Here is a 24,824-nt window from a genome sequence, read left to right on the forward strand (position 1 = left end):
CGGTGGTGAGGAAAGTGGCGATATTCCACGATGCTGGCACTGCGCTTTGACGGGGCTCACTTAAAATAGGGGCGTTTTGCTCAACTTCAAGCCGTTGGAGGCAGAAGTTAGTCGTTGATTTAATGGGCAAAGCAGGGACAAAAGCAATGGGCGAGTGAAATGGGTGCTATCTGCTACCATGGCGCCTCTGTAACTTCAGGTGTTGGATCATGGCATTTCGCCCTCTTACAGCCAGAGCGCCCGCCGTTCTGCTACGCGAAGCCAGGCCGTTGAAAGCCATCCTCGGCCATGCTCAACGCCTGGCCCATCTGCAGCGTCTGCTCGACAGCCAGCTGCAACCCGCCGCCCGCGAGCACTGCCATGTGGCCAAGTGGCGCGAAGGCGAACTGTCGCTGGTGGTCACCGATGGTCATTGGGCCACACGTCTGCGCTACCAGCAAAAACGCCTGCTGCGGCAATTGCAGATGTTCGACGAGTTCGCCGGCCTGACGCGGATCAAGTTCTCGGTGCGACCGCCCGTCATCCAGCCCAGAGCAGCCGGACACACGATGGATCTGTCGACGGATGCCGCGGCGACCATTCAATCCACCGCCGACGGGATCAGCGATCCGAGCCTGCGGGCGGCGCTGGAGCGTCTGGCAGCGCACGCCAAGGCCAAATCCTGACCCTGGCCCGCCCGCAACAGTTCTTAGCGGCGCTTGCTGCCTCCGAGCAACGATCCCATTAATCCCCGCACCAACTGCCGGCCCAACTGGTTCGCCGCCTGACGCATCGCCGACTTCAATGCCTGCCCTGCGGCAGTACCGAGAAACTCCCCGGCCTTGTCCGCCAGACTTGGTTCCTCCGCTGCAGGTTTGCCAGGTATCGCCTCGGCTTCAGGCCCCAGGTTCTTGCGTCCGGTGAGAATTTCATAAGCCGACTCCCGGTCGATCGGCTTGTCATAACGCCCCTTGAACGGCGACCCGGCAATCAGCATCGTGCGTTCGGTCTCGGTCAACGGCCCGATCCGCGATTGCGGCGGCGCTACCAACACCCGCTGGACCATTTCCGGCGTGCCTTTTTCCTGCAGGGTGCCGACCAGCGCCTCGCCGATCCCAAGCTCAGTCAATACCGACAACGTATCGAACGCCGGATTCGGCCGAAAACCGTCCGCCACCGCCCGCAGGGATTTCTGTTCCTTTGCGGTGAATGCGCGCAGACCGTGCTGGACCCGCAGGCCCAGTTGCGCCAGCACATCGTCCGGCAGGTCGCCCGGCGACTGAGTGACGAAATACACCCCGACGCCCTTGGAACGGATCAGCCGCACCACTTGTTCCAGACGTTCCTGCAAGGCTTTTGGCGTATCACCGAACAACAAGTGCGCTTCGTCGAAGAACAGCGCCAGCAGCGGTTTATCGGCATCGCCACGTTCCGGCAGTTGCTCGAACAGCTCGGCCAGCAACCAGAGCAGGAACGTCGCGTAGACCTTCGGCGCTTCATGCACCAGACGACTGGCATCGAGCAAATGAATCCGTCCGCGACCGTCAGCGGCCGGTTGAAGAATGTCTTCCAGTTGCAGTGCCGGCTCACCGAACAAGGCTTCGGCGCCCTGCTGCTCCAGGATGGCCAGACGCCGTAACAGCGCCTGGCTGGAACCGGTGGTGAACAACGCGGCGTCTTCGCCGAGCAGCTGCGGGTTGTCCTTGAGGTGGTTGAGAAGCGCTTTCAGGTCTTTCAGATCCAGCAGCAACAGGCCTTCGCGGTCGGCGACCTTGAACGCCGCGTACAGCGCCGACTGCTGGCTGTCGGTCAATTCCAGCAAGGCGCCGATCAGCAGCGGCCCCATTTCGCTCAGCGTGGTGCGCAGCGGATGACCGGACTCGCCGTGAATGTCCCACAAGGTCACGGGATAAGCCTGAGGCTTGTAGTTGAGCCACTGCATGCCGGCGATGCGTTCGGCGACCTTGCCCTGAGGATTGCCGACAGCACCGAGGCCGCACAGGTCACCCTTGATGTCGGCCGCGAACACCGCGACCCCGGCGTCACTGAACGCTTCAGCCAGCCGTTGCAGGGTGACGGTCTTGCCGGTGCCGGTCGCGCCGGCCACCAGTCCGTGACGGTTGGCCAGGCGCATCGCCTGGGCGATCGGTTGCCCGGCGAGATCGGCCCCGATAATGAGTTGCGAAGAGTCAGGCATTTGGTCACCCAATAGTTAATCTTTGTCGAGCATGGCCGATAGAGAGAAGTGAGAGACCGGATCAAAAGTCCGGTCCGTGATTTCCCTAAGGAGAGACGGAAATATCACTCAGCCTTCACACCTGCCCATTTTGCGCGCCTTTATAAAAGCACGCCCTGGACATTAAGACCTTAGCGGAACCCCAAGCCATGAACAAAAATCTACGTTTCAGCCATAAAATTTTGCTTGCCGCCGCCCTCATCGTCATTGCCGCCTTCGCCTCGTTCACGCTGTACAACGATTGGCTGCAGCGCAACGCGATCCGCGATGACCTGAACAACTACCTCAACGAGATGGGCGAAGTCACTGCCGACAACATCCAGACCTGGCTCAGCGGGCGAATCCTGCTGATCGAAAACGCAGCCCAAAACATCGCCATCAACCCCGAGCCTGCCGCGGTCGCGAGCCTGCTGGAACAGAAAGCCCTGACATCGACGTTCATGGCTTCGTACCTCGGCGACGCCACCGGCCACTTCACCATTCGTCCGGATGCGAAGATGCCGGACGGTTTCGATCCACGGGTCCGCCCTTGGTATAAAGGCGCGGAAAGCAGCAGCACCTCGACCCTGACCGAACCGTACATCGACGCGGCGACCGGCCAGACCATCATTTCCATCGCCACTGCCGCGAAAAAGGCCGGTCAGAGCGTCGGCGTGGTGGGCGGCGACCTGAGCCTGCAAACCCTGATCGACACCCTCAGCGCCCGGGATTTCTCCGGCATGGGCTACGCGTTCCTGGTCAGCGCCGACGGCAAGATCCTGGTGCACCCGGACAAGGCCCTGGTGATGAAGTCGCTCAAGGAAGCCTACCCACAGGACACCCCGCGCATCAGCAGCGACTTCAGTGAAGTCACCGTCGACGGCAAGACCCGCATCGTCACCTTCACCCCGATCAAGGGCCTGCCGTCGGTGAACTGGTACATCGGGCTGTCGGTGGACAAGGACAAAGCCTTCTCGATGCTCAGCCAATTCCGCACCTCGGCCGTGATTGCGACCGTGATTGCGGTGGCGATCATCATCGCCCTGCTCGGCATGTTGATCCGTATCCTGATCCAGCCGCTGCACGTGATGACCCGCGCCATGGAGGACATCGCCGACGGCGAAGGCGACCTGACCAAGCGCCTGACCATCCAGAACCAGGATGAATTCGGCGTACTCGGCACCGCGTTCAACCGTTTCGTCGAGCGTATCCACGGCTCGATCCGCGAAGTGTCGTCTGCCACCGGCCAGGTCAACGAAGTCGCCCTGCGCGTGGTCGCAGCCTCGAACTCGTCGATGTACAACTCCGACCAGCAAGCCTCGCGCACCAATAGTGTGGCCGCTGCGATCAACCAGCTCGGTGCCGCCGCTCAGGAAATCGCCCGCAACGCCGCACAGGCTTCGACCCAGGCCAGCGACGCCCGTGGTTTGGCAGAAGACGGCCAGCAAGTGGTGGATCGCAGCATCAAGGCGATGAATCAACTGTCGAGCATGCTCAGCGCGTCGAGCAGCAACATCGAATCGCTGAACAGCAAAACCGTGAACATCGGCCAGATCCTGGAAGTGATCACCAGCATCTCCCAGCAGACCAACCTGCTGGCGCTCAACGCAGCCATCGAAGCCGCACGGGCTGGCGAGGCCGGTCGCGGTTTCGCGGTGGTGGCTGATGAAGTTCGCAACCTCGCCCACCGCACCCAGGAATCGGCGCAACAAGTGCAGACCATGATCGAGGAGCTGCAGGTCGGTGCCCGTGAGTCCGTCAGCACCATGAGCGACAGCCAGCGCCACAGCCAGGACAGCGTGGAAATCGCCAACCTCGCCGGTGAACGCCTGAACAGCGTGACCCAGCGCATCGGCGAGATCGACGGCATGAACCAGTCGGTCGCCACCGCGACCGAGGAACAGACCGCCGTGGTCGAGTCGATCAACGTGGATATCACCGAGATCAATACGCTGAACCAGGAAGGTGTCGAGAACTTGCAGGCGACGTTGCGTGCCTGCTCGGATCTGGAGCAGCAGGCTTCGCGCTTGAAGCAACTGGTTGGCAGCTTCCGGATTTAACGCCGTTCTGCCGGTCGTCTTCGTCGTTCACAACTATCCGACGAAGACGACCGACAATCCCTCCGAAACCGGCCTTGCACCCCACCGCGAAACCCCGACCGAACATCTATTCTTGATAAAGGTCAACCAAGGGAGATCAACGCGGAGGGACGTTCACCGTGCATATCGCTGACATCACCATGTTCTACGCCCCGGCCAGCGGCGGCGTGCGCACCTATCTGGATGCCAAGCACCGTCGGCTGGGGGTCAAGCCCGGCATCCGCCACAGCCTGCTGATCCCCGGGGCGGATTTTGGTGAGTCTGACGGCGTTTATACAGTTCCCGCCCCTGCCCTGCCATTCGGCAAAGGCTATCGTTTTCCCCTGCGCCTGGCCCCTTGGCGAAACGTTTTGCAGGATCTGCAACCCGATCTGATCGAAGTCGGCGACCCGTACCTCACCGCCTGGGCTGCGCTCGACGCGCGCCGGCAACTGGACGTGCCGGTGATCGGCTTCTATCACTCCGACCTGCCGCTGCTGGTGGGCAACCGCATGGGCCACTGGGTCACGCCGAATGTCGACGCGTATGTGCGCAAGTTGTACGGCAATTTCGACCGGGTGCTGGCGCCCAGCCAGGTAATGGCCGACAAGCTCAGCGGGCTGGGCGTGCGCAACGTCTTCGTGCAACCGCTGGGCGTTGACCTGCACACCTTCCACCCGGATGCCCGCGATACCGGGTTACGCAGCGAGCTGGGGATTGCCGAGGACACGCGCCTGCTGATCTTTGCCGGTCGCGGTTCCAAGGAGAAAAACCTGCCGGTGCTGCTCGATTGCATGAAACGCCTGGGCCCGCGTTATCACCTGTTGCTGGTCGGCTCGTCGATGCCGGCGTCCGTCCCGGACAACGTCAGCGTGATCGACCGGTTCTGCCCGGCCGCGCAGGTCGCGCGGCTGATGGCCAGTGCCGACGCGCTGATCCACGCCGGCGATCAGGAAACCTTCGGTCTGGTGATTCTGGAGGCGATGGCCTGCGGCATCCCGGTGGTGGCGGTGGCGGCCGGGGCGTTCGAGGAAATCGTCAGCGAATCCTGCGGCCTGCTCTGCGCGCCGAACAATGCGCAAGCCATGGCCAATGCCGTGCGCGAACTGTTCAGTCGCGGGACTGGCGTACTCGGGCAACAGGCACGCCAGCATGCCGAACGGCATTACGCCTGGGACACGGTCGTCGACAGCCTGCTGGGGCATTATCACGCCGTACTCGGCGATTCGGTTCCACGGGTGGCCAATGGCTGAATCTCACGAGCGTCCGGCGCTGATGCTGGTGCTGCATGACGTGGCGCCCTCCACGTGGGCCGATTATCGAGCCTTCGTCGAAGCCGTTGACCGGTTGGGCAATGTCCCGATGACGTGGCTGGTGGTTCCGGACTTCCATCGACGCGAGGCACTTGAAGGCCATCCAGCGTTTTGTCGAATGCTCGACGAGCGCGTCGCACGCGGTGATGAACTGGCCCTGCACGGCCACTTTCATGAAGATACCGAGCCCAGCCCGCGCACGGCGCGCGACTGGTTCATGCGCCGGGTCTACACCCATGAAGGCGAGTTCTATCAGCTGTCCCGGGAAGCCGCCCTCGCCCGCCTGCGCCCGGGCATCGATCTGTTTCGGCGCCACGACTGGCCGCTGCACGGTTTCGTCGCCCCCGCCTGGTTGATGAGCGCCGGCACGCGCCAGGCACTGCGCGAATTGCCGCTGCGCTACACCAGCGACCCGCAGCATCTTTATCACTTGCCGGAGTTCACCGCGGTCGAAGCCCCGGGACTGGTCTGGAGCGCACGCAGTGCCTGGCGTCGCGGCATGTCGAAGGTCATCAGCGAACAGCGGGAACAGCGCTGGCGTCAGGCGCCGGTGATTCGTCTAGGCTTGCACCCGGTGGACATGCGCCACCGGTTTTCCCGGGATTACTGGTGGCGCACCCTTGAACGATTGCTGGCGGACGGACGCGTGCCCATGACCAAAATCGACTGGCTGACGCGCCAGCGCACTCAAGCCGAGCGTGCCGCTTGAGCCGCGGCATTCTGTTGCTGATCGGCCTGCTGGTGGCCGTGGCAGTTCCCGTTCTGCTCGGGGGAGGCGAGACGTGGGAGCGCCTGCAGGCCTTTCCGCTGCGCTGGCTATTGATCATGTTCGCCATGGTTCTGCTGTGCTGGGGCATCAACACCTTGCGTCTGCGGCTGTTGCTCGGCGATCAGCGTGACCGGGTCACGCCCGTCAAAAGCCTCGGGGTGGTGATGGCTGCCGAATTTGCCTGGTGCGCCACGCCCGGCGGCAGCGGTGGGCCGTTGACGATCATGGCGCTGTTGGCCCGCAGCGGCGTGCGCCCGGCCCGGGGCAGCGCCGTGTTTGCGATGGATCAGTTGAGCGATCTGCTGTTTTTTCTCTGCGCCCTGATTGGAATTCTGATCTACGCGTTGTTCCAGCATCTCAGCGACCGTATGGAATGGTTGCTGATCGTCAGTGCGATGTCGTTGACCGGTGGCCTGTTCAGTTGCGTGCTGGTCGCGCGCTATCACCGTCGCTTGATCCGCCTGAGCGGGCGCCTGCTGGCCGGGATGAACGTCGAACCCCGCACTCGACGGCGTTGGGCGCGGCAGTTGCTGCATTTTCTGGCCGCTTTCACCGATGCACTGAAATTGCCGTGGCAGACACTGATCAAGGTGTTCGTCCTGACCTGCGTGCATTGGTCGCTGCGATACAGCGTGCTGTACCTGGCGTTGCGCGGGCTGGGGGCGGACGTGCAGTGGGCCTGGACGTTTCTGATCCAGATGCTTTCGCTGGGTGCGGGGCAATTCAGCCTGTTGCCGGGCGGTGCCGGTGCGGCGGAATTAACCTCGGCGGCGCTGCTGGCGCCGATGGTCGGCAAATCGACCGCGGCGGCGGCGATCCTGATCTGGCGGGTGGTGACGTATTACTTCTATCTGCTGGTCGGTGGCCCGGTGTTTCTATTGATGCTGGGCCGGCCGTTGCTGAAAAAACTGCTGAGCGTCAGGCAGGCTTCTTGAGGTCATCTTCTTCGTCCTTGAGTTGTTCCCACAGTTCGGCAGCGCCGGGAAACTCCGTGCCATCCTCCGGGCTCAGGTCATCCGGGTCATAGCGGCTCAGGCAGCCCTCGCCGAGGGTGGCGGGTGCCTTGGAAGTGGCTTTGTCCAGTGGATCGCTCATGAACGCTTCCTCACAGGGCTGCAACAAGTCGAAAAAAAGGGCCTGAGGCGATTGAACGCCCAGGCCCTTTGCTTTTCAACCGAAAGGTTCGATCAGAACACCACGGTCTTGTTGCCGTGCACCAGCACGCGGTCTTCCAGGTGATAACGCAGACCACGGGCCAGCACCATCTTCTCGACGTCACGGCCGAAACGCACCATGTCTTCGATGCTGTCGCTGTGGCTGACGCGCACCACGTCCTGCTCGATGATCGGCCCGGCGTCCAGCTCTTCGGTCACATAGTGGCAGGTTGCGCCGATCAGCTTCACGCCACGCAGAGATGCCTGGTGATACGGTTTGGCGCCGACGAACGACGGCAGGAAGCTGTGGTGAATGTTGATGACCTTGTGTGCGTATTCGCGGCACATGTCCGGCGGCAGGATCTGCATGTACCGCGCCAGCACTACCACTTCGGCATCGTGCTGCTTGACCAGGCGCGACACTTCGTCGAAGGCCGGTTGCTTGTCCTGCGGATTGACCGGGACATGGTAATAAGGAATGCCGTGCCACTCGACCATGCTGCGCAGGTCGTCGTGGTTGGAAATCACGCAGGAGATCTCACAATCGAGTTCATCGCTGTGCCAGCGGTGCAACAGGTCAGCCAGGCAGTGGGATTCACGGCTGGCCATCAGCACCACGCGTTTTTTCTGCTCGGTGTCGGTGATGCGCCAGTCCATCGAGAACTCTTCGGCGATCGGTGCAAACTTCTCGCGCAACACCTCGATACCGAATGGCAGGGAATCGGCACGGATTTCGTGACGCATGAAGAACCAGCCGACCTGGTTATCCGAGTGGTGGCTCGCTTCGGTGATCCAGCCATTGTGGGCCGCCAGAAAGTTACTGACTTTGGCAACGATGCCAACGCGGTCCGGGCAAGAAATCACCAACCGAAAAGTGCGCATGAGGGGGAAACTCCAGAACTTCGCAAAGGCGGCCATTCTAGCGACTGCGCGGGAAAACTGCAGTATTGATGACCCTCGGAGCCTCACGGCAGCCCGTCGCAATTTTTTTTGACGCCTGCAAACGCCAGAATGATGGCGTAGCAATAGCCCTGCATGTGCAGACCTGTGTGAATATCTGTGAAGACTCCATCACAATATTTAACTGAACATTCAATTCCGGGCTTTTCAACGTAACTAATTCAAATAAAAACCCCGGTTAAATGTTTACTTGATGAAACAGCCTGACTATTATTGCCGCACTGTCCCCTGCCATCGCGCACTCCCACATAAGGTAGTAATCATGTCCTTGATCAACGAATATCGTGCCACCGAAGAAGCTATCAAAGAGCTGCAGGCCCGTTTGAAGAACCTGTCGCAAGACGACAAACTGCAAGCCGAACTGGAATTCGAAGGCAAACTGCGCACACTGATGGGCGAATATTCCAAATCCCTGCGCGACATCATCGCGCTGCTGGATCCAGAGTCCAAAACCAAGGCACCACGTGGCGGCGCAGCCAAAACTACCGGCACCAAGCGTGCTCGCAAAGTTAAACAATACAAAAACCCGCACAACGGCGAAGTCATCGAAACCAAAGGTGGCAACCACAAAACTCTGAAAGAGTGGAAAGCCAAGTGGGGCGGTGACGTGGTTGAAGGCTGGGCTACCCTGCTGGGCTAAGCCGCAACCCTTGTCGCAGACCCATCCGCGACACAAAAAAACGCCAGCATGCGCTGGCGTTTTTTTATGCCCGCCGTTCTGGCGACGGACATGTTCGATTTCAAAGATTCAAACGTTTGCGCAATGCCTGGACATAACTCTGCCATTCAACCAGCACCTCGCGCTGTAATGGCGAGGCACTAAGCAACCATTGCTCCGCGGCCTCTGTAAAAGATTGCAAGGTATTAGGGGCACCCCATTCAGGCTCGGACAAGCGCTGCCGACAAAAGATTTGCCAGCGTTCTTGCTCTTCGAAATTCAACGTATCGGGAAAGTTACGTGCTCGATATCGAAACAACAATTCAGGCAAACGTTCGTCATCGAACGGCCATTGCTCTCGCGCTAATTGAGCAGGATCTGCCGTCCTCACTTGCTCACATAGTCGCCGGTCGCGATCACCGATAAATCCGTCGTACAACTGTTGTTCGGGATCTTCACTCGGGGTGAAATCTTCGCTTGCATAAATCGCCGCGACTTTATCTTTCCAAACTTGTTGTGCGTCACTTAGTCGCAATGCACGCGCCTGATACAGCGCCATGTCCAGCCCCAAACGCTGCTGATCTTCAGCTCTCAGCACCGACAACGGCGCCACCACCGGGCACTTGTTGATGTGAATAAGCTTGAGCGGCACCGGCAACTCGCCTTCGGCCAGATCGTCACGACGGGTATACAGACGCTGACGCAATGTCTGCGCATCCAGATCGAGCAGGCCCTGCGGGTCCAGGTGCAGATCGCAGACAATCAACGCGTTCTTGTTACGCGGATGCCAGGCCAGTGGCACCACCACACCGACATAACTGCGCGCCGCCGAAAAGCGTCCGGAAATGTGCACCATCGGCTGCAACAGACGAATCTGGTCCAACACCTTCTGCTTGCTGCGCAGCTGAAACAGCCAGTCATACAGCTTCGGTTGCTTCTCGCGGATCAACCGGGCCAGGGCAATGGTGGCGCGCACGTCCGACAACGCCTCGTGGGCATTGCCATGATCGATATTGTTGGCGGCGGTCAGGCGTTCGAGCTTGAGTGTCACCCGGCCTTCGTCATCGGTCGGCCAGACCAGACCATCGGGGCGCAACGCGTAGGCGGCGCGCACCACATCGATCAGGTCCCAGCGACTGTTACCGCCCTGCCATTCACGGGCATAAGGATCGAAAAAGTTGCGATACAGGCTGTAGCGAGTCATCTCGTCGTCGAAGCGCAAGGTGTTGTACCCCGCACCGCAAGTGCCGGGAGCCGATAACTGGGCGTGAACCCGGGTCATGAAATCAGCCTCGCTCAAGCCTTGCTCGGCGAGGCGGCTCGGGGTGATACCGGTGATTGCGCACGCCGCCGGGTGCGGCAGGATGTCTTCGCTGGGCTGGCAGTAAAGATTGACCGGTTCGTCGATTTCGTTGAGATCGTGGTCGGTGCGAATCCCGGCCACCTGCAACGGACGGTCACTCCGGGGATTGATGCCGGTGGTTTCGTAGTCGTACCAGAAGATGGAAGTCACGGGCGGTTCCTGAACTGAAGATCGGCAAAGTCTAGGCGTTCGACGTCGGTCGCGGCCAGCGCGGCATCATTCAGGCACATTTGGTTGAACGATGCGTATGACATAGTTATGTCGTTTTCCCCCGAGAGACTGCTAGCATCGGATTCACTCGCATCCCGAACCGGCAACATCAGGTAGCCCATGCTCGAGACCACAGCACCGCCAAGGAAAGCAACGCTGGCCCCGCCACTGGACACGCGGTATCAGGTCGAAACACCTGAAGGCATCGATCTGCCGTTGCGTCCAGCCGGCCTGATGGTGCGTGCCGTGGCGTTCACCATCGATCTGGGTTTGCGCGGGCTGATCATGGGGTTGCTGTTCATGCTGCTGGCGTTACTGGGCAAACTCGGTATTGGCCTGGGGTCACTGCTGCTGTTCGCGGTGAGCTGGTGGTACATGGTGTTGTTCGAAGTGCTGCGTCAGGGCCGCTCGCCGGGCAAGCAATGGATGGGCCTGCGGGTGGTGCACGACGATGGCACGCCGGTCGGGTGGTCGGCATCCTTGCTGCGTAACCTGCTGCGTTTTGTCGACTTGATGCCGTTCGGCTATTTCCTTGGCGCCATCAGTTGCCTGCAACATCCGAATTTCAAACGCCTCGGCGACATCGCTGCCGGCACACTGGTGATCTACAGCGAACGCCCGCTCAAGCGCCCGCAATTGCCCGATGCCGAACCCCGCCGCTCGCCGATCCCGCTGACCCTGACAGAACAACGGGCCCTGCTCGCTTTCGCCGAACGCCAGGGTGAACTATCGACGGCGCGGGTCAATGAGCTCGCTGCACTGCTCGCCCAGCCGCTGCACATCAGCGCGACGAACGCCGTCGGAGAACTCAACGGCATCGCTCGCGGCCTGTTGGGGCCGACATGAAGCAAAGTCTCTTCGAAAGTCGCCACAAGGCGGAATGGGAGCGTTTCACACTCGTCCTCGAACGTCTGGAACGCGGCAAGGACACTTCGCAGGTGGCTGAATTTCCCAAGGCCTATCGCCGACTCTGCCAGCATCTGGCGTTAGCTCAGGAACGCGGCTACAGCAGTTTTCTCATCGATTCACTGCAACAGCAGGTGTTGCGCGGTCATCAACAGCTTTACCGCCACCACCGACAGCTCGGTGCCAGCCTGCTGAGCTTCATCCTCGCCGGATTCCCCCGGCTGGTACGCGCGCAATGGCCTTTCGTGTTGGTGGCCGGGCTGCTGTTCTTCGGTACCCTGGCCGGCTTCGGGGTGCTGGTGTATCTGAATCCCGAATTGATCTACAACCTGATCCCCGCCGAGCAGGTGCGCGAGATGCAGGGCATGTACGATCCGGTCGCCGGCCACCTCGGGCGCTCGGCCGAGCGCGCCGCCAGTGAAAACTGGGTGATGTTCGGCTACTACATCATGCATAACATCGGCATCGCCTTTCAGACCTTCGCCAGCGGTTTGCTGCTGGGTCTGGGCAGTGCGTTCTTCCTGTTCTACAACGGTCTGACCATCGGTGCGGTGGCCGGGCACCTGAGTGAAATCGGCTTCGGTCAGACCTTCTGGTCTTTCGTGATCGGCCATGGCGCATTTGAACTCAGCGCGATTGTCCTGGCCGGCGCAGCGGGGTTGAAACTGGGCTGGGCGCTGATTGCACCGGGACGCCTGACGCGCGGCGAGGCCCTGCGACACGCGGCGCGTCAGAGCATCCTGCTGATCTGCGGGGTGATGCTGTTTCTGTTGATCGCCGCGTTTATCGAGGCTTACTGGTCGTCACGCACCGGGGTCACGCCGCAGACCAAATACCTGGTCGGTATCGGACTCTGGCTCTGCGTGGCGACGTATCTGCTGTTCGCCGGAAGGACCCGCCATGCGCCTGAGTGACGCCACCGTGGTGATCCGCCCGCGCACCACCTGGGAAGCCATGGACCTGGGTGTGCGCATGAGCCAGCAGCACCGGCGTCTGTTGATGACCAGTTGGGCCATCGTCACCCTGCCGCTGTTCTTGGTGCTCAGTCTGTTGTTCTGGGATTCGCCGTCGCTCGCGGTGTTCATCTTCTGGTGGCTGAAACCGGCGTACGAGCGCCTGCCGCTGTACATCCTGTCCAAAGCGCTGTTCGGCGAAACGCCTACGCTGAAACAGGCATTGCGCCAATGGCCGAAACTGCTCAAACCGCAGTTGCTGGCGAGCCTGACCTGGCGACGCCTGAGCTTCAGTCGCAGCTTCCTGATGCCGGTGGTGCAACTCGAAGGGCTTGGCGGCCTCGCACGCCAGCAGCGTTTGCGGGTGCTGTTGCAACGCAATGCCGGTGCCGCACAGTGGCTGACGATCATTGGCGTGCATCTGGAAACGGCGCTGTGGATAGGCCTGATGGTGCTGTTCTATTTACTCCTGCCGCAACAGATTGAAACCGACTGGGACTGGCAAAGCCTGATCTTCGCCACCGACCACCAGTGGCGCTGGCTCGAGCATCTGACCAATGCCTTCTATGCACTGATACTGGTGATCTGGGAACCGATCTACGTCGCCTGCGGTTTCAGCCTCTACCTGAACCGGCGCACCGAGCTCGAAGCCTGGGACATCGAACTGGTGTTCCGCCGCCTGCGCCAACGCCTGAACAGCAGTGCACTCGGTTTGCTGCTGGTGGTTTGTCTGCTGCTGCCGGGAGTGCACTCGGCATGGGCCGCCGACCCTGCCACCGCCCCGGATGCCCCCCGACTCCTGAATCAGCCGCTTACCAGCCAGGCATCCCGCGACAGCATCAAGGCCTTGCTGGAACAACCTCCTTTCAAGAACAAGGAAACCGTCACCCGTTACCGCTTTGGCGAAGACCCCGCCACCGCCGAAAAAAACACGGACGGCAAGGTACCGCATTGGCTGAAAACCTTTCTGGGCTGGCTCAACGGTCAACACCTCAACGGGCTGGCCAAGGCGATTGAAGTATTGCTGTGGGCCGTAATGATCGGTGCGCTCGGCTGGCTGATCTGGCGCTATCGCGAGTTTCTGCAAACGTTCGTCAGTCGTCGCCCACGATTGCCCGAGCGGATAAAACGGCCCGTGCCACAGCAAGCCTTTGGCCTCGACCTGAGCAAGGAGACCCTGCCCGACGACATCGCCGCCAGCGCCGAACAGCTCTGGCAGACCCAGCCCCGTGCGGCGCTCGGTCTGCTGTATCGGGCGCTGCTCAGTCATCTGCTGCACGACTTCAACCTGACCCTCAAACCTGCCGACACCGAAAACGAAGTGCTGGCGCGGATCGAACACTTGCAGCGTCCGGATCTGCTCGCTTACAGCCGTCATCTCACCGGCCACTGGCAGAACATGGCCTACGGACACCGCGTGCCGGCGGCGCACCTGCAACAGGAACTGTGTGATGGCTGGCGGTCACTGTTCGGCCATGGAGTTGCCCGTTGAACCGGCGCGCACTCTGGCTGGTCGCCGCGCTGATCGTCGCCCTGCTCGGTGCGCTGGGCGTTTATCTGTACCTCAAGGCCACGCCTTACCTGGCCGTGGTCGATCACGGCCCTTCCCCCGCCGCGCAAGCCAATCCTTATCTGGCGGCGGAGATGTTTCTACGGGGTCGCGGGATAGACGTCAGTCATGCCGAGAGTCTCGCCGTGCTGCCCGAGATCGATCCGCGCCAACACACGCTGCTGCTGTTCAACGACCGCTCGAACATGACCCCGCGTCAGGTCGATCAAGTCTTGAACTGGGCCCGGGCCGGCGGACGGCTGGTGTTCGTCGCCGAATCGATCTGGGATGAAAAGACCGGCCAGAGCAACGACCTTCTGCTCGACCGCGTGCAACTGCGCCAATCCCTGAGCAAGGATCTGAAGGACCCGCCGCCGGATGCCGACGAAGATCCCCACCCCAACCTGACCAAGCTTTATCTGGAAGACGAAGTCGCTCCCGCCTATGCCGGGTTCGACACCGCGTTCCACCTCGACGACCCGAAAAACCTCGCTCAGTCCTGGGCCAACAGCGCCCGGGCTACACACATGATGCAACTGCCCTACGGCGTCGGCACGATCACTGTGGTCACCGATGCCGACCTGTGGAAAACCCCGGCGATTGCGCAACACGACAACGCGTGGCTGCTCTGGTACCTCAGCGCTGACACCGCCGTGACGCTGCTGTACAACACCGAACACGACGGTCTGCTGACCTTGCTCTGGCGCTACTTCCCGCAAGCCATCGTCGCCCTGCTCGCATTGATCGGTCTGTGGCTGTGGCACGTCGGCGTGCGCCACGGGCCAGTGCAGGCCCCTGCCCCGGCCGGTCGTCGTCAGTTGATGGAACACCTGCGCGCCAGCGCCGATTTCATCCTGCGCCACAACGGCCAACAGACCTTGCTGCAAGCCTTGCAGCAGGACGTCCTGCGCCGCGCCCGTCACCGTCACCCCGGTTTCGACCAATTGAATGTCGCCGAACAATGGCTGGCGCTGTCGCGCCTGACCCGCCAACCGACCCGTGCCATCAGCCAGGCCCTGAGCCCGGCACCGAAGCGGCGCATGTCCAGCGCCGAATTCTGCCGTCAGGTCGCCCACCTGCAAGCCTTGAGGAACTCGCTATGACCGAACACATCGAACCCGGCTCGCCCGGCCACGCGGCCCAGCAACGTCACCGAGCCAGTCAGTTGGCGCAAGCGGTACGCGGCGAATTGCAGAAAGTGCTGATCGGCCAGAACCCGGTGATCGACAACGTGCTGACCGCGCTCATCGCAGGCGGCCACGTACTGCTCGAAGGCGTTCCCGGCCTCGGCAAAACCTTGTTGGTCCGAGCCTTGGCGAAGTGCTTCGGCGGCGAGTTCGCGCGCATCCAGTTCACCCCGGACCTGATGCCCAGCGACGTCACCGGCCACGCGGTCTACGACCTGCAGACCGAGCAGTTCAAACTGCGCAAAGGCCCGCTGTTCACCAACCTGCTGCTCGCCGACGAGATCAACCGCGCCCCGGCCAAGACGCAAGCCGCCCTGCTCGAAGCGATGCAGGAACGTCAGGTCACTCTGGAAGGCCGGGCCCTGCCGATTGCCCAACCGTTCATGGTGCTCGCCACGCAAAACCCGATCGAACAGGAAGGCACCTATCCTCTGCCAGAAGCCGAGCTCGACCGCTTCATGCTCAAGGTGCGCATGGATTACCCCGACGTCGAGCAGGAGCTGGACATGGTGCGTCAGGTCTGCCGCTCGACCCGCGCCGACATGCTCGACGTGCAACCGCTGCGCACCGTGTTGCAGGCCAAGGACGTGCAAGCCCTGCAACGCATCGCCAGCGATCTGCCGCTGGACGATCAGGTCCTCGATTACGCCGTGCGTCTGGCCCGCAGCACCCGCACCTGGCCGGGACTGACCCTCGGCGCCGGGCCACGCGCCTCCATTGCACTGGTGCGTTGCGCCCGCGCCCGGGCCCTGTTGCGCGGCGGCGAATTCGTGATTCCCGACGACATCAAGGGCTGCGCACTGGCGGTGTTGCGTCACCGGGTGCGCCTCGCACCGGAGCTGGATATCGAAGGGCTGCAAGTCGATCAGGTGCTCCAGCAACTGCTCGACCAAGTGCCGGCGCCGCGCCTGTGAAACCCTCGCGCCTGCTGTTGATCTGGCTGGCGATCCTGCTGGCCATCGGCATTGTGCTGGGCACGTTGCAGGCGCTGGATGTCGAGGTGCCGTCGAGCCTGTTGTCGATCAACTGGGGATTGTTGCTGGCATTGTTTGCACTGAGCCTGCTGGACGCGCTACGCCTCAAGCGCCTGCCCTCGCCCCGCGTGCGTCGGCAAATGCCCGGCAGTCTGGCACTGGGTCGCTGGAGCGAAATCCGGCTGGAAGTCGAACACGATTTTGATCAGCTACTGGTCATTCAAATTTTCGACCACGTCCCCGACGGCTTGAGCTTCGAAAACCTGCCGCTCGACACCGAACTACAACCCGGCCAGCGCAGCCTGATCGGCTATCGCCTGCGTCCGCTCAAACGCGGCCACTTCACTTTCGACGTCTGCGAACTCAACCTGCCGAGCCCCTTGGGCCTGTGGTCCGGCAAACGCCTGATCAACATCACCGACCACACCCGCGTCTACCCCGACTTCGCCCGCCTCTACGGCGGCCAATTGCTGGCGGTGGACAACTGGCTCAGCCAGCTCGGCGTACGTCAGCGCCAGCGTCTTGGCCAGGGGATGGAATTCCATCAACTGAGGGAGTATCGCGAAGGCGACAGCCTGCGCCAGATCGACTGGAAAGCCACCGCCCGCCATCGCACACCGATTGCCCGGGAGTACGAGGACGAGCGGGATCAGCAGATCGTTTTCATGCTCGATTGCGGGCGGCAGATGCGAAGTCAGGACGGCGAGCTGTCGCATTTCGATCATGCGTTGAATGCGTGTCTGCTGTTGAGTTATGTGGCGTTGCGGCAGGGAGATGCGGTGGGGCTGTTTACTTTCGCCAGCGATCAGCCGCGTTATGTGGCGCCAGTCAAAGGTGCGGGGCAGCTCAAGGTGTTGCTCAACGGTGCTTACGATCTGGATAGCACGCGACATTCGGCAGACTATTCGGCGGCGGTGAATCAGTTGCTGGCGAGGCAGAAGCGTCGGGCGCTGGTGGTGCTGGTGACGAATGTGCGGGATAAGGATGATGAGGAATTGCTGAAGGCCGTCAGACAACTAAGCCAAAAGCATCGAGTACTCGTGGCCAGCCTGCGTGAATTCACGCTTGAAGATGTACGGCATTCGCAAGTGCAAACGATTGAGCAAGCGCTTGAATACTGCGCAACAGTGGATTATCTGAACGTACGATCAACGCTCCATGAAAAATTGAATGCCCAAGGAGTGCAAGTGATAGATGTCCCTCCAAGCGAGTTAAGTACAGATGTAATTTCGCGTTATCTGAGCTGGAAAAAATCTGGAGCGCTCTGCTAACACCTTGTGAGATCCACACTGGAGGGCCGGATTAAAATTACGAAAGTCAAAAGCTCTAAGCAACAAGCTGGCTCAGTTCACGCGCGGAGCATCACAAGCTGATGCAGTCTCAGTAGAAATCGCTAGCAAACTCATACTCGCAAATGCCACTGCTATGCTGTTTTTTTTGCCAAAGGAGTCGAAAAATGTCTGATCAATACTCTCTATCAGACGTGCTGGAAAGGATGTATCAGAATCAACTCGGCTTGGAAGCTGCTCTGATGGAATTGGTACTCCAAATCGAAGCACAGGGAATGGTGGATACCGGAAACAACGTCCGAGAAGCACTTTTTACAATTGGAGAAAACGCTGGCTACATCAAGCAAGGTTTGGCCAAGCTGAAAGGAAAACGCCCCAGCTAAAGCTTTCGAACTTTCAGCTATACCTCCAAGACCTTTCGATGCATTTCCTCTATTGATCGTGTCCACTAAAACCAATCATTGACTAGAGTTTTTCTTACAGCTCGTCTCAAAAAACTTCCTTTGCCTATGACTACAGTACCCCTCCTCCCCGTGTAAAAAACCTCAAACTAAATGCAAAACTGTTGTTCTCTCACTATTCGTGGACATCAAAAAGCGGTGGAATTGAGGCTACAACACGTGATGCTTTTGCCTACATGTAAGCGCGAATCCGCTGGCTTGTGCACCTTGGCGTTGACCCGTAACTTGATCCCCGTCGCTGCCAATCAGCGGTCGGGTTTAGTCGCCCGAGGTAAGATAGGTTTGCAAACGCATCGTCTAGTCGGGTATTCCCAATCCCCGCACTCGATGGTGGCTGTGAGCAGGGTGCCCCCGGCACGCCGGAAAAAGCCTACTTCCCCGGTCGACTAACCTGCTTACAGCTGCCACCCTCTCGTTTAGTCGCGAAGCTGTGACAGCCCAACTTATTAGGAAGTTAGGTATGATCAAAGCAACACCAAATCCGCCTTCGGATATCGATCCAACTGACAAGACTGATCAAACCGATCCGGTCTCCCCCTACGCCTCCGTCGATTCAAAAAAACTCCACGATGCTGCTCATCGAGCCCTCGACTTTTACCTCAATCCCTCGCCCGAAAAACCGCGCAACTCCGTGGATCGTGGCATGCAGATGTTCAAGGTCGATCCAGACATCAACCCGGAAGCTATCGCCATCCAGACCTACGAAACCTTTTCTTCGGTCAGCATCCTGCTGCTCGACCTGGCCGACAGCCTGGAAGAAAAGCCGCGACATCTGGCGATGGCGATCTATCAGTTGAGCGAGATGGGATTGTTGTTGGCGGAAAAGACGCTGGATAACGAGCGGGCGATTGCGATAGGCACGTAACCAAAAAGGGTCATGACCTGCGGCAGGTCATGACCCTTTTGTTTTGTCAGGCCGAAGCCGGCAACGGCTGAAAACTGAAATACTGCTTCAACGCCTCGACCAGTTGCCCGTATTCCGGCGGGGTGCGGAACAGGCTGAAACCGGCGTCGTAGTGTTGGGGCGTGGCGTCTTCATGGCACCACAGGCAGCACGCGGTGAGGTCGATCACTTGCTGACAGCCATCGCCCACGGGAATCTTCAGACGCAATTTGAACTCGGCACCGATCATCATCGGCAACTGGCTGATAAGCATCAGCCCGTCTTCGGAAACGTTGCCCAGAAAGCCGATGGGTTTATCGGTGACGCTGTTGAACACACGCAGAAAATACGGCAGCTGATGCCGTTCGATTCGACGGTCGGTAAACATGAGCGTATCGCCATGCAAGGCCCGGTGTTCGAGCCGCATTGTGCTTCGGAACGAACCTGTCCGTCAGGCCCGCTCTCCCCGCTTCCGGTGTGGCGCTCGCCACGTACTGCTCATGCCAGTCGCAGGTGTTGCGCCGGTACAGATGTCGTCTGCACCGGTGTCTCTGGACTATAGCTCACCTTATACAGCCGGCCAGATTTTGTATGACAACTGCCATCAGAAGCGGGTTGGACGTACCACGGCCGCTGCGCTACGGGTCGGATAGTGGCCCAGGCTCTGCAGGGTCTCCAGACGCGCGCGGGCGCGGTAGGCATATTCGCTATTGGGGTACGAGGCGATGATGAACTGATAGGTCTGCGCCGCATCGACGAACATTTTCTGCCGCTCGAGGCACTGGCCGCGCATCATCGACACTTCCGGCCACACGTAAGGGCGGGCACGGCTGGCGCGTTCGACCTTGGACAGTTCGAGCATCACTTGCTCGCAATTGCCCCGGTCATAGGCGCTGTAGGCGTTGTTCAGATGATGGTTCATCGACCAACGGGTGCAGCCCGAAGCAGCGAGGACGCTGAGGGCAAGGGCGGCAATGGGCACGAATCGCATGGGGTATTCTCCTGTCTTGTGATCATTATCGACCTCTGGCGAGAAATCTTCAGAGCCCTTTGCTCCGATTGTCGCGTTCAATAAAGAAAACAATAAGTAGTGCAAACGAACAATGACTACACCCAAAGAGCGTAGTAGCCTCTGCGAGCGCTTGAACCTGAGGAGTCTTTGCATGTCCGTCCGTCGTACCAAAATCGTCGCTACCCTTGGCCCGGCCAGTAACTCGCCGGAAGTTCTCGAACAGCTGATTCTGGCTGGCCTGGACGTCGCCCGTCTGAACTTCTCCCACGGCACCCCCGACGAGCACAAGGCTCGCGCGAAGCTGGTGCGTGACCTGGCTGCCAAGCACGGCCGCTTTGTCGCCCTGCTGGGCGACCTGCAAGGCCCGAAAATCCGTATCGCCAAATTTGCCAACAAGCGCATCGAGCTGAAGATCGGTGACAAGTTCACCTTCTCCACCAGCCATCCGCTGACCGAAGGCAACCAGCAAGTGGTCGGCATCGACTACCCGGACCTGGTCAAGGACTGCGGCGTGGGCGACGAGCTGCTGCTCGATGACGGCCGCGTGGTGATGCGCGTTGAAACGGCCACCGCGACCGAGCTGAACTGCATCGTGACCATCGGCGGCCCGCTGTCCGACCACAAAGGCATCAACCGTCGCGGTGGCGGCCTGACCGCGCCGGCCCTGACTGAAAAAGACAAGGCCGACATCAAGCTCGCCGCTGAAATGGAAGTCGACTACCTTGCCGTGTCCTTCCCGCGTGACGCCGCCGATATGAACTACGCCCGTCAACTACGCGACGAAGCCGGCGGCACCGCCTGGCTGGTGGCGAAGATCGAACGCGCCGAAGCCGTGGCCGACGACGAAACCCTCGACGGCCTGATCAAGGCTTCCGACGCGGTGATGGTTGCCCGTGGCGACCTGGGTGTGGAAATCGGCGACGCCGAGCTTGTGGGCATCCAGAAGAAAATCATTCTGCACGCACGCCGCCACAACAAGGCGGTGATCGTGGCGACCCAGATGATGGAGTCGATGATCCAGAACCCGATGCCGACCCGCGCCGAAGTGTCCGACGTGGCCAACGCCGTGCTCGACTATACCGACGCCGTGATGCTGTCGGCCGAATCCGCTGCCGGCGCTTACCCGCTGGAAGCCGTGCAGGCGATGGCGCGTATCTGCGTCGGCGCTGAAAAGCACCCGACCAGCAAGACGTCCAGCCACCGCATCGGCAAGGAATTCGAGCGTTGCGACGAGAGCATCGCGCTGGCGACCATGTACACCGCCAACCACTTCCCGGGCGTCAAGGCGATCATCGCGCTGACCGAAAGCGGCTACACCCCGCTGATCATGTCGCGTATCCGTTCGTCGGTGCCGATCTACTGCTTCACTCCGCACCGCGAAGCCCAGGCCCGCGCGGCAATGTTCCGTGGCGTGTACACCGTGCCGTTCGACCCGGCGTCGCTGGCCCCGAACGAAGTCAGCCAGAAAGCTATCGACGAGCTGGTCAAGCGCGGCGTGGTCGAGAAAGGCGACTGGGTCATCCTGACCAAGGGCGACAGCTACCACACCACCGGCGGCACCAACGGCATGAAGATCCTGCACGTGGGCGACCCGCAGGTCTGAGTGACCGGTTGCTGAAAACGAAAAGCCCCGCCATGTGAATGGCGGGGCTTTTTCGTTAATGCCGTTTGATGAACCCGGTCAACGCCGCCAAAGCCTCGGGCGAGCGCAGCCGCTGAGTAAACAGCGCGCCCTCCTCTTCGATCACCTTGCGAATCAACTCGCGATCCGGCGCGCGCATCAATTGTTTGCTGATGCGCACCGCCTCGGCCGGCAGCTCATCAAACCTCAGCGCCATCTCCCGCGCCTTGGCCAAAGCGGCTTCGCCACTGCCCAGCGCCTCGGTCGCGATCCCCCATTGCGCCGCTTGCTCACCGGTGAATCCTTCACCGAGCAGCAACAGTTCCGACGCTTTGGCTTGCCCGAGCAAACGCGGCAGGATCAGGCTGGAACCGAACTCCGGACACAAACCAAGATTGACGAAAGGCATGCGCAATCGCGCATCCCGCGCCACGTAGACCAGATCGCAATGCAGCAACAACGTCGTGCCAATCCCCACCGCCGCCCCGGCCACAGCGGCGATCACCGGTTTGCGGCATTCGAGCAGTTCGAGCATGAAGTGAAACACCGGGCTGTCGAGGTCGCTCGGCGGTTGCTGGATGAAGTCGGCGATGTCGTTGCCGGCGGTGAAACACTCGGCGCTGCCGGTGATCAGCACGGCGTTGATCTCGGGGTCGCTGTCGGCCTGTTTCAGCGCGTCGGCCAATTGGCTGTACATGGCGCGGGTCAGGGCGTTTTTCTTGTCCGGGCGGTTGAGGCGCAGGGTCAGCAAGCCGCGTTCGCGGTGCAGCAGGATGGCTTCGGGCATGGCAGGTCTCGCGTCTGAGAATTCAGCGCTCAACCACGGCTCAGGAAGACATCGGCCAGCAGTTGATTGCGCGGCAGTCCGGCCAGGAACAGACGCTTGGCAAACGCGTCGACGCTGGCGGTCGAGCCGCAGACTAAGGCCAGGGTCTGCCGGGAAACAAGGCGCAGTTGCGCCAAAGCGCCCGGCAACTCGGCCGCCGTCCACCGCTCGACGCTGAGGTTCTCCCGCTGTGCGGCCAGTGCTTCAAGGGGTTTGGCCAGGTAATGCCCGTTGGCATCATGGGCCAGGTGAATGACGCGGATGGCGCCCCGATGATCGTGACGCAAGGCCTCACGCAACACGCCGAACAACGGGCCGAGCCCGGTGCCGGCGGCGAGCAGCCACAGCGGCCGGTCATGCCAGTCCGGGTCGTAATGCAACGCACCGCCGCGCAGTTCGCCGAGGCGGATCGGGTCGCCGATCTGCAAGCGGCGCGCGGCATCGCTGAATTCGCCGGGCTGGCGGCAATCGAGGTGGAATTCAAGAAAGCGGTCTTCTTCCGGCAGGCTCGCCAGCGAATACGGACGCGCAATCTGACCGGCCCAGAGCACCAGATGCTGGCCGGCGCTGTAGCGCAACGGCCGCTGGGGTGTCAGACGCAAGCGCAAGACATCGGCACCGAGCCAGTCCAGCGCCTCGACCACCGCCGGACGACCATCAGTGACGGGATCGAAGGTGTGCACCTGCAAGTCTTCGAGCACCTGGCACTGGCACGCGAGTCGCCAGCCCTGCTCACGCTGCTCGGCGCTCAAGGCATCGGGGCGACTGTCGGCGGGCAAGCCCTGCACGCATTGCACCAGACACGCATGGCAACTGCCGGCGCGGCAACTGTAAGGCACCGCCACACCGTTCTGGTTTAGGGCGTCGAGCAGGTTGCTGCCCGAAGCCACCGACCACAGTCGATCACCTACTCGCAGTTCAGGCATCGATGTTCTCCCACGCGGCCGCACAACGATTTCGCCCGTCGCGCTTGGCCCGGTACAGCGCCTGATCGGCGCGCTGCAAGGCGTCGTCCAGATCATCACCCAGTTCCAGCAGGGTCATGCCGGCGGACAGGCTAAGGTTTTTCACGTTCAGGCCCACCAGTTCGACGTCGGTGAAGGCGACGCGCAGCCGTTCGCAGCAAGCGGTCAGCCGCTCGGCGTTGCAATCGGGCAGCAGCACCACGAATTCTTCACCACCATAACGCGCCAGCACGTCGCCGTCGCGCAGACAGGCTCCGGCAACACCGGCGAAGGCTTGCAACACCTGATCGCCAGCAGCGTGACCATGCAGATCATTGATACGTTTGAAATGGTCGAGGTCGATCAGCGCCAGACCGTGCACCACGTCGGCCTCCATCGCATTCAACTCGCGAGTGGCCAGGCGCAGGAAATGCCGACGGTTGAACAGCCCGGTCAATTCGTCGGTGGCCACCAGGTCTTCGAGCTGGCGCATCATCCCGCGCAGGGTGTCCTGATGCGCCTGCAAGGCAAACCGGCGCTGGCGCATGCGTTGCCGTGAGGTCTGGACGAAGCGTGCGTAGATCACCAGCCATGCCAGCACGATCAACAGAATGCACGCCTGCAACGCGGAAAGTGCCGGATCGTGCAGCCGGAAGTGGTAACCGTCCCACAGCGTGATGGCGCAGAAGCTGAAGAACACCAGCATCGCGCAGCGTACAAAGGCCCGCCGTGACAGATGGAACAGGCCGAACAGCAGGATCAGCACATAGAAGACCAGGAACTCGCCCCGCGCTTCTTCCAGATGCGCGATCAGCCACGTCTGCCAGCCGAGGCCAAGCAGCACTTGCGCTTCGGTCAGGCTCGGGTCGGAGAACCGCAGATTGGCGCCCGAAAAAAACAACGCGAACAGGGTCGCCTGGCTGATGACCACCAGGGCGCTGCCGACGGCGACGCCTGCCAGCGAATCTTCGTAGTGTCCGGTGAAATACGCCAGCCACAGCAGCAGCAAGGCCAATCCGTAGGTGGCTGCAGCGAGGGCGAAGCGTTTGAGCAAAAGACGTTGAATGGCGTTATGGGTCAATCGTTGACTCACCGTGCGATAAGAGGCTGACCGAGTGTCCTACTCTACAGACCGGCTGCCACTTTAGTGGCCCAGTCGATAAATGACCATTGATTTTCGGGCCGGATATTTGGCGTCAAAAAAGCCCTTGAGCCCGCCCCTCCCGGGTTCCCGGAGCGCCCGCCAAAAGCACCTATCACGCGTGATTTTTTGTCGGCCTTCGCCGTCCGCAAACAGCGAGCCGGACGCAGCGATTGCAGACCACACCGACCGGCTCCCGCCATGCGACCAACGAATGACTACCGGCGCGTGTCACCACCAGGGAGGCGCGGTATACTGCCGCGCCTTTTTAGCGTCGCGCCAGCAGCCCCGGCGTGCCTTGAAAGGTGTCTGCGACCGACCGATGCACCCAAGCCGCAGGCACCTTATTGAATGTTCCCGTCTTTTAGAGGAGCGCGAC

The 24,824-nt window shown here is 60.9% G+C and carries 24 protein-coding genes; 15 read left to right on the top strand and 9 right to left on the bottom strand.

Annotated elements, in window-relative coordinates:
• Positions 1–209 precede the first annotated feature (209 nt).
• Positions 210–665 carry a DUF721 domain-containing protein gene (locus NH234_RS23400; protein ID WP_085709608.1) on the top strand — a complete coding sequence of 152 codons (456 nt, stop codon included), beginning with the start codon at positions 210–212 and terminating at the stop codon, positions 663–665.
• Positions 666–688: 23 nt separating this feature from the next.
• On the opposite strand, the gene NH234_RS23405 is transcribed toward NH234_RS23400, so the two are convergent.
• On the bottom strand, positions 689–2,176 hold the full coding sequence (locus NH234_RS23405; RefSeq protein ID WP_367254420.1) for a helicase HerA-like domain-containing protein: 1,488 nt from the start codon (positions 2,174–2,176) through the stop codon (positions 689–691).
• A 188-nt stretch (positions 2,177–2,364) separates the two neighbouring features.
• Between NH234_RS23405 and NH234_RS23410 the strand changes: the two genes are divergently transcribed.
• From NH234_RS23410 to NH234_RS23425, 4 genes are all read left to right on the top strand, one after another.
• A complete protein-coding gene (locus NH234_RS23410; protein ID WP_367254422.1) occupies positions 2,365–4,254 on the top strand; it encodes a methyl-accepting chemotaxis protein in 1,890 nt (629 codons plus the stop codon).
• 158 nt (positions 4,255–4,412) lie between these two features.
• On the top strand, positions 4,413–5,525 hold the full coding sequence (locus NH234_RS23415; protein WP_085730247.1) for a glycosyltransferase family 1 protein: 1,113 nt from the start codon (positions 4,413–4,415) through the stop codon (positions 5,523–5,525).
• On the top strand, positions 5,518–6,294 hold the full coding sequence (locus NH234_RS23420) for a DUF2334 domain-containing protein (protein WP_085730246.1): 777 nt from the start codon (positions 5,518–5,520) through the stop codon (positions 6,292–6,294). Before NH234_RS23415 ends, NH234_RS23420 begins: the two co-directional genes overlap by 8 nt.
• Entirely contained in the window at positions 6,291–7,289 is a 999-nt protein-coding gene (locus tag NH234_RS23425) for a lysylphosphatidylglycerol synthase transmembrane domain-containing protein (RefSeq protein ID WP_085730245.1), read from the top strand. Before NH234_RS23420 ends, NH234_RS23425 begins: the two co-directional genes overlap by 4 nt.
• Here the strand turns inward: NH234_RS23425 and NH234_RS23430 are convergent.
• Together NH234_RS23430 and purU are read right to left on the bottom strand one after the other, a co-directional pair.
• Positions 7,273–7,449: a hypothetical protein gene (locus NH234_RS23430; RefSeq protein WP_170929622.1), complete on the bottom strand. Its 177-nt coding sequence runs from the start codon at positions 7,447–7,449 to the stop codon at positions 7,273–7,275. The genes NH234_RS23425 and NH234_RS23430 overlap by 17 nt on opposite strands.
• Before the next feature lie 92 nt (positions 7,450–7,541).
• Positions 7,542–8,390, bottom strand: a complete 849-nt coding sequence (purU, locus tag NH234_RS23435) for a formyltetrahydrofolate deformylase (protein WP_007912774.1) — start codon at positions 8,388–8,390, stop codon at positions 7,542–7,544.
• 340 nt (positions 8,391–8,730) lie between these two features.
• On the opposite strand from purU, the gene mvaT reads away from it, so the two are divergent.
• Positions 8,731–9,108, top strand: coding sequence for a histone-like nucleoid-structuring protein MvaT (gene mvaT / locus NH234_RS23440; RefSeq protein WP_007951234.1), 378 nt, complete (start codon positions 8,731–8,733; stop codon positions 9,106–9,108).
• 100 nt (positions 9,109–9,208) lie between these two features.
• On the opposite strand, the gene sbcB is transcribed toward mvaT, so the two are convergent.
• Positions 9,209–10,639, bottom strand: coding sequence for an exodeoxyribonuclease I (gene sbcB / locus NH234_RS23445; protein ID WP_367254423.1), 1,431 nt, complete (start codon positions 10,637–10,639; stop codon positions 9,209–9,211).
• Positions 10,640–10,819: 180 nt separating this feature from the next.
• Between sbcB and NH234_RS23450 the strand changes: the two genes are divergently transcribed.
• From NH234_RS23450 to NH234_RS23485, 8 genes are all read left to right on the top strand, one after another.
• Positions 10,820–11,545 carry an RDD family protein gene (locus NH234_RS23450; protein ID WP_367254424.1) on the top strand — a complete coding sequence of 242 codons (726 nt, stop codon included), beginning with the start codon at positions 10,820–10,822 and terminating at the stop codon, positions 11,543–11,545.
• Complete coding sequence (locus tag NH234_RS23455; protein ID WP_367254425.1) at positions 11,542–12,519, top strand: stage II sporulation protein M; 978 nt, start codon at positions 11,542–11,544, stop codon at positions 12,517–12,519. The genes NH234_RS23450 and NH234_RS23455 overlap by 4 nt, the downstream gene beginning before the upstream one ends.
• A complete protein-coding gene (locus NH234_RS23460; RefSeq protein ID WP_367254426.1) occupies positions 12,506–14,050 on the top strand; it encodes a DUF4129 domain-containing protein in 1,545 nt (514 codons plus the stop codon). Before NH234_RS23455 ends, NH234_RS23460 begins: the two co-directional genes overlap by 14 nt.
• Positions 14,047–15,210, top strand: a complete 1,164-nt coding sequence (locus NH234_RS23465; RefSeq protein WP_367254427.1) for a DUF4350 domain-containing protein — start codon at positions 14,047–14,049, stop codon at positions 15,208–15,210. Before NH234_RS23460 ends, NH234_RS23465 begins: the two co-directional genes overlap by 4 nt.
• Positions 15,207–16,208, top strand: coding sequence for an AAA family ATPase (locus NH234_RS23470; RefSeq protein ID WP_367254428.1), 1,002 nt, complete (start codon positions 15,207–15,209; stop codon positions 16,206–16,208). The genes NH234_RS23465 and NH234_RS23470 overlap by 4 nt, the downstream gene beginning before the upstream one ends.
• Positions 16,205–17,539, top strand: a complete 1,335-nt coding sequence (locus NH234_RS23475) for a DUF58 domain-containing protein (protein ID WP_367254429.1) — start codon at positions 16,205–16,207, stop codon at positions 17,537–17,539. The genes NH234_RS23470 and NH234_RS23475 overlap by 4 nt, the downstream gene beginning before the upstream one ends.
• Positions 17,540–17,724: 185 nt before the next feature.
• Positions 17,725–17,940, top strand: a complete 216-nt coding sequence (locus tag NH234_RS23480; protein ID WP_085730236.1) for a hypothetical protein — start codon at positions 17,725–17,727, stop codon at positions 17,938–17,940.
• 538 nt (positions 17,941–18,478) lie between these two features.
• Positions 18,479–18,883 (top strand): DUF6124 family protein, encoded by a 405-nt coding sequence (locus NH234_RS23485; RefSeq protein ID WP_367254430.1) that lies wholly within the window; start codon positions 18,479–18,481, stop codon positions 18,881–18,883.
• A 46-nt stretch (positions 18,884–18,929) separates the two neighbouring features.
• On the opposite strand, the gene NH234_RS23490 is transcribed toward NH234_RS23485, so the two are convergent.
• On the bottom strand, positions 18,930–19,289 hold the full coding sequence (locus NH234_RS23490; protein ID WP_367254431.1) for a PilZ domain-containing protein: 360 nt from the start codon (positions 19,287–19,289) through the stop codon (positions 18,930–18,932).
• A 216-nt stretch (positions 19,290–19,505) separates the two neighbouring features.
• Positions 19,506–19,892: a tol-pal system YbgF family protein gene (locus NH234_RS23495; protein ID WP_011335675.1), complete on the bottom strand. Its 387-nt coding sequence runs from the start codon at positions 19,890–19,892 to the stop codon at positions 19,506–19,508.
• A 172-nt stretch (positions 19,893–20,064) separates the two neighbouring features.
• On the opposite strand from NH234_RS23495, the gene pyk reads away from it, so the two are divergent.
• On the top strand, positions 20,065–21,516 hold the full coding sequence (gene pyk / locus NH234_RS23500; protein ID WP_367254432.1) for a pyruvate kinase: 1,452 nt from the start codon (positions 20,065–20,067) through the stop codon (positions 21,514–21,516).
• Positions 21,517–21,571: 55 nt separating this feature from the next.
• On the opposite strand, the gene NH234_RS23505 is transcribed toward pyk, so the two are convergent.
• The 3 genes from NH234_RS23505 to NH234_RS23515 are packed head-to-tail and all read right to left on the bottom strand — an operon-like array spanning position 21,572 to position 24,385.
• Entirely contained in the window at positions 21,572–22,321 is a 750-nt protein-coding gene (locus tag NH234_RS23505) for an enoyl-CoA hydratase-related protein (protein ID WP_367254433.1), read from the bottom strand.
• A gap of 29 nt (positions 22,322–22,350) precedes the next feature.
• Complete coding sequence (locus NH234_RS23510) at positions 22,351–23,286, bottom strand: iron-sulfur-binding ferredoxin reductase (protein ID WP_367254434.1); 936 nt, start codon at positions 23,284–23,286, stop codon at positions 22,351–22,353.
• Complete coding sequence (locus tag NH234_RS23515; protein WP_085730230.1) at positions 23,279–24,385, bottom strand: diguanylate cyclase; 1,107 nt, start codon at positions 24,383–24,385, stop codon at positions 23,279–23,281. Before NH234_RS23515 ends, NH234_RS23510 begins: the two co-directional genes overlap by 8 nt.
• Positions 24,386–24,824: the final 439 nt, after the last annotated feature.

It is taken from the genome of Pseudomonas sp. stari2 (genome assembly GCF_040760005.1).
Taxonomy (GTDB): Bacteria; Pseudomonadota; Gammaproteobacteria; order Pseudomonadales; family Pseudomonadaceae; genus Aquipseudomonas.

Coding starts and splice junctions, on each gene's coding strand:
- NH234_RS23400 (WP_085709608.1), top strand. CDS start 210: ATGGCATTTCGCCCTCTTACAGCCAGAGCGCCCGCCGTTCTGCTACGC.
- NH234_RS23405 (WP_367254420.1), bottom strand. CDS start 2,176: ATGCCTGACTCTTCGCAACTCATTATCGGGGCCGATCTCGCCGGGCAA.
- NH234_RS23410 (WP_367254422.1), top strand. CDS start 2,365: ATGAACAAAAATCTACGTTTCAGCCATAAAATTTTGCTTGCCGCCGCC.
- NH234_RS23420 (WP_085730246.1), top strand. CDS start 5,518: ATGGCTGAATCTCACGAGCGTCCGGCGCTGATGCTGGTGCTGCATGAC.
- NH234_RS23430 (WP_170929622.1), bottom strand. CDS start 7,449: ATGAGCGATCCACTGGACAAAGCCACTTCCAAGGCACCCGCCACCCTC.
- purU (WP_007912774.1), bottom strand. CDS start 8,390: ATGCGCACTTTTCGGTTGGTGATTTCTTGCCCGGACCGCGTTGGCATC.
- mvaT (WP_007951234.1), top strand. CDS start 8,731: ATGTCCTTGATCAACGAATATCGTGCCACCGAAGAAGCTATCAAAGAG.
- NH234_RS23450 (WP_367254424.1), top strand. CDS start 10,820: ATGCTCGAGACCACAGCACCGCCAAGGAAAGCAACGCTGGCCCCGCCA.
- NH234_RS23455 (WP_367254425.1), top strand. CDS start 11,542: ATGAAGCAAAGTCTCTTCGAAAGTCGCCACAAGGCGGAATGGGAGCGT.
- NH234_RS23460 (WP_367254426.1), top strand. CDS start 12,506: ATGCGCCTGAGTGACGCCACCGTGGTGATCCGCCCGCGCACCACCTGG.
- NH234_RS23470 (WP_367254428.1), top strand. CDS start 15,207: ATGACCGAACACATCGAACCCGGCTCGCCCGGCCACGCGGCCCAGCAA.
- NH234_RS23480 (WP_085730236.1), top strand. CDS start 17,725: ATGTCTGATCAATACTCTCTATCAGACGTGCTGGAAAGGATGTATCAG.
- NH234_RS23485 (WP_367254430.1), top strand. CDS start 18,479: ATGATCAAAGCAACACCAAATCCGCCTTCGGATATCGATCCAACTGAC.
- NH234_RS23490 (WP_367254431.1), bottom strand. CDS start 19,289: ATGTTTACCGACCGTCGAATCGAACGGCATCAGCTGCCGTATTTTCTG.
- NH234_RS23495 (WP_011335675.1), bottom strand. CDS start 19,892: ATGCGATTCGTGCCCATTGCCGCCCTTGCCCTCAGCGTCCTCGCTGCT.
- pyk (WP_367254432.1), top strand. CDS start 20,065: ATGTCCGTCCGTCGTACCAAAATCGTCGCTACCCTTGGCCCGGCCAGT.
- NH234_RS23505 (WP_367254433.1), bottom strand. CDS start 22,321: ATGCCCGAAGCCATCCTGCTGCACCGCGAACGCGGCTTGCTGACCCTG.
- NH234_RS23510 (WP_367254434.1), bottom strand. CDS start 23,286: ATGCCTGAACTGCGAGTAGGTGATCGACTGTGGTCGGTGGCTTCGGGC.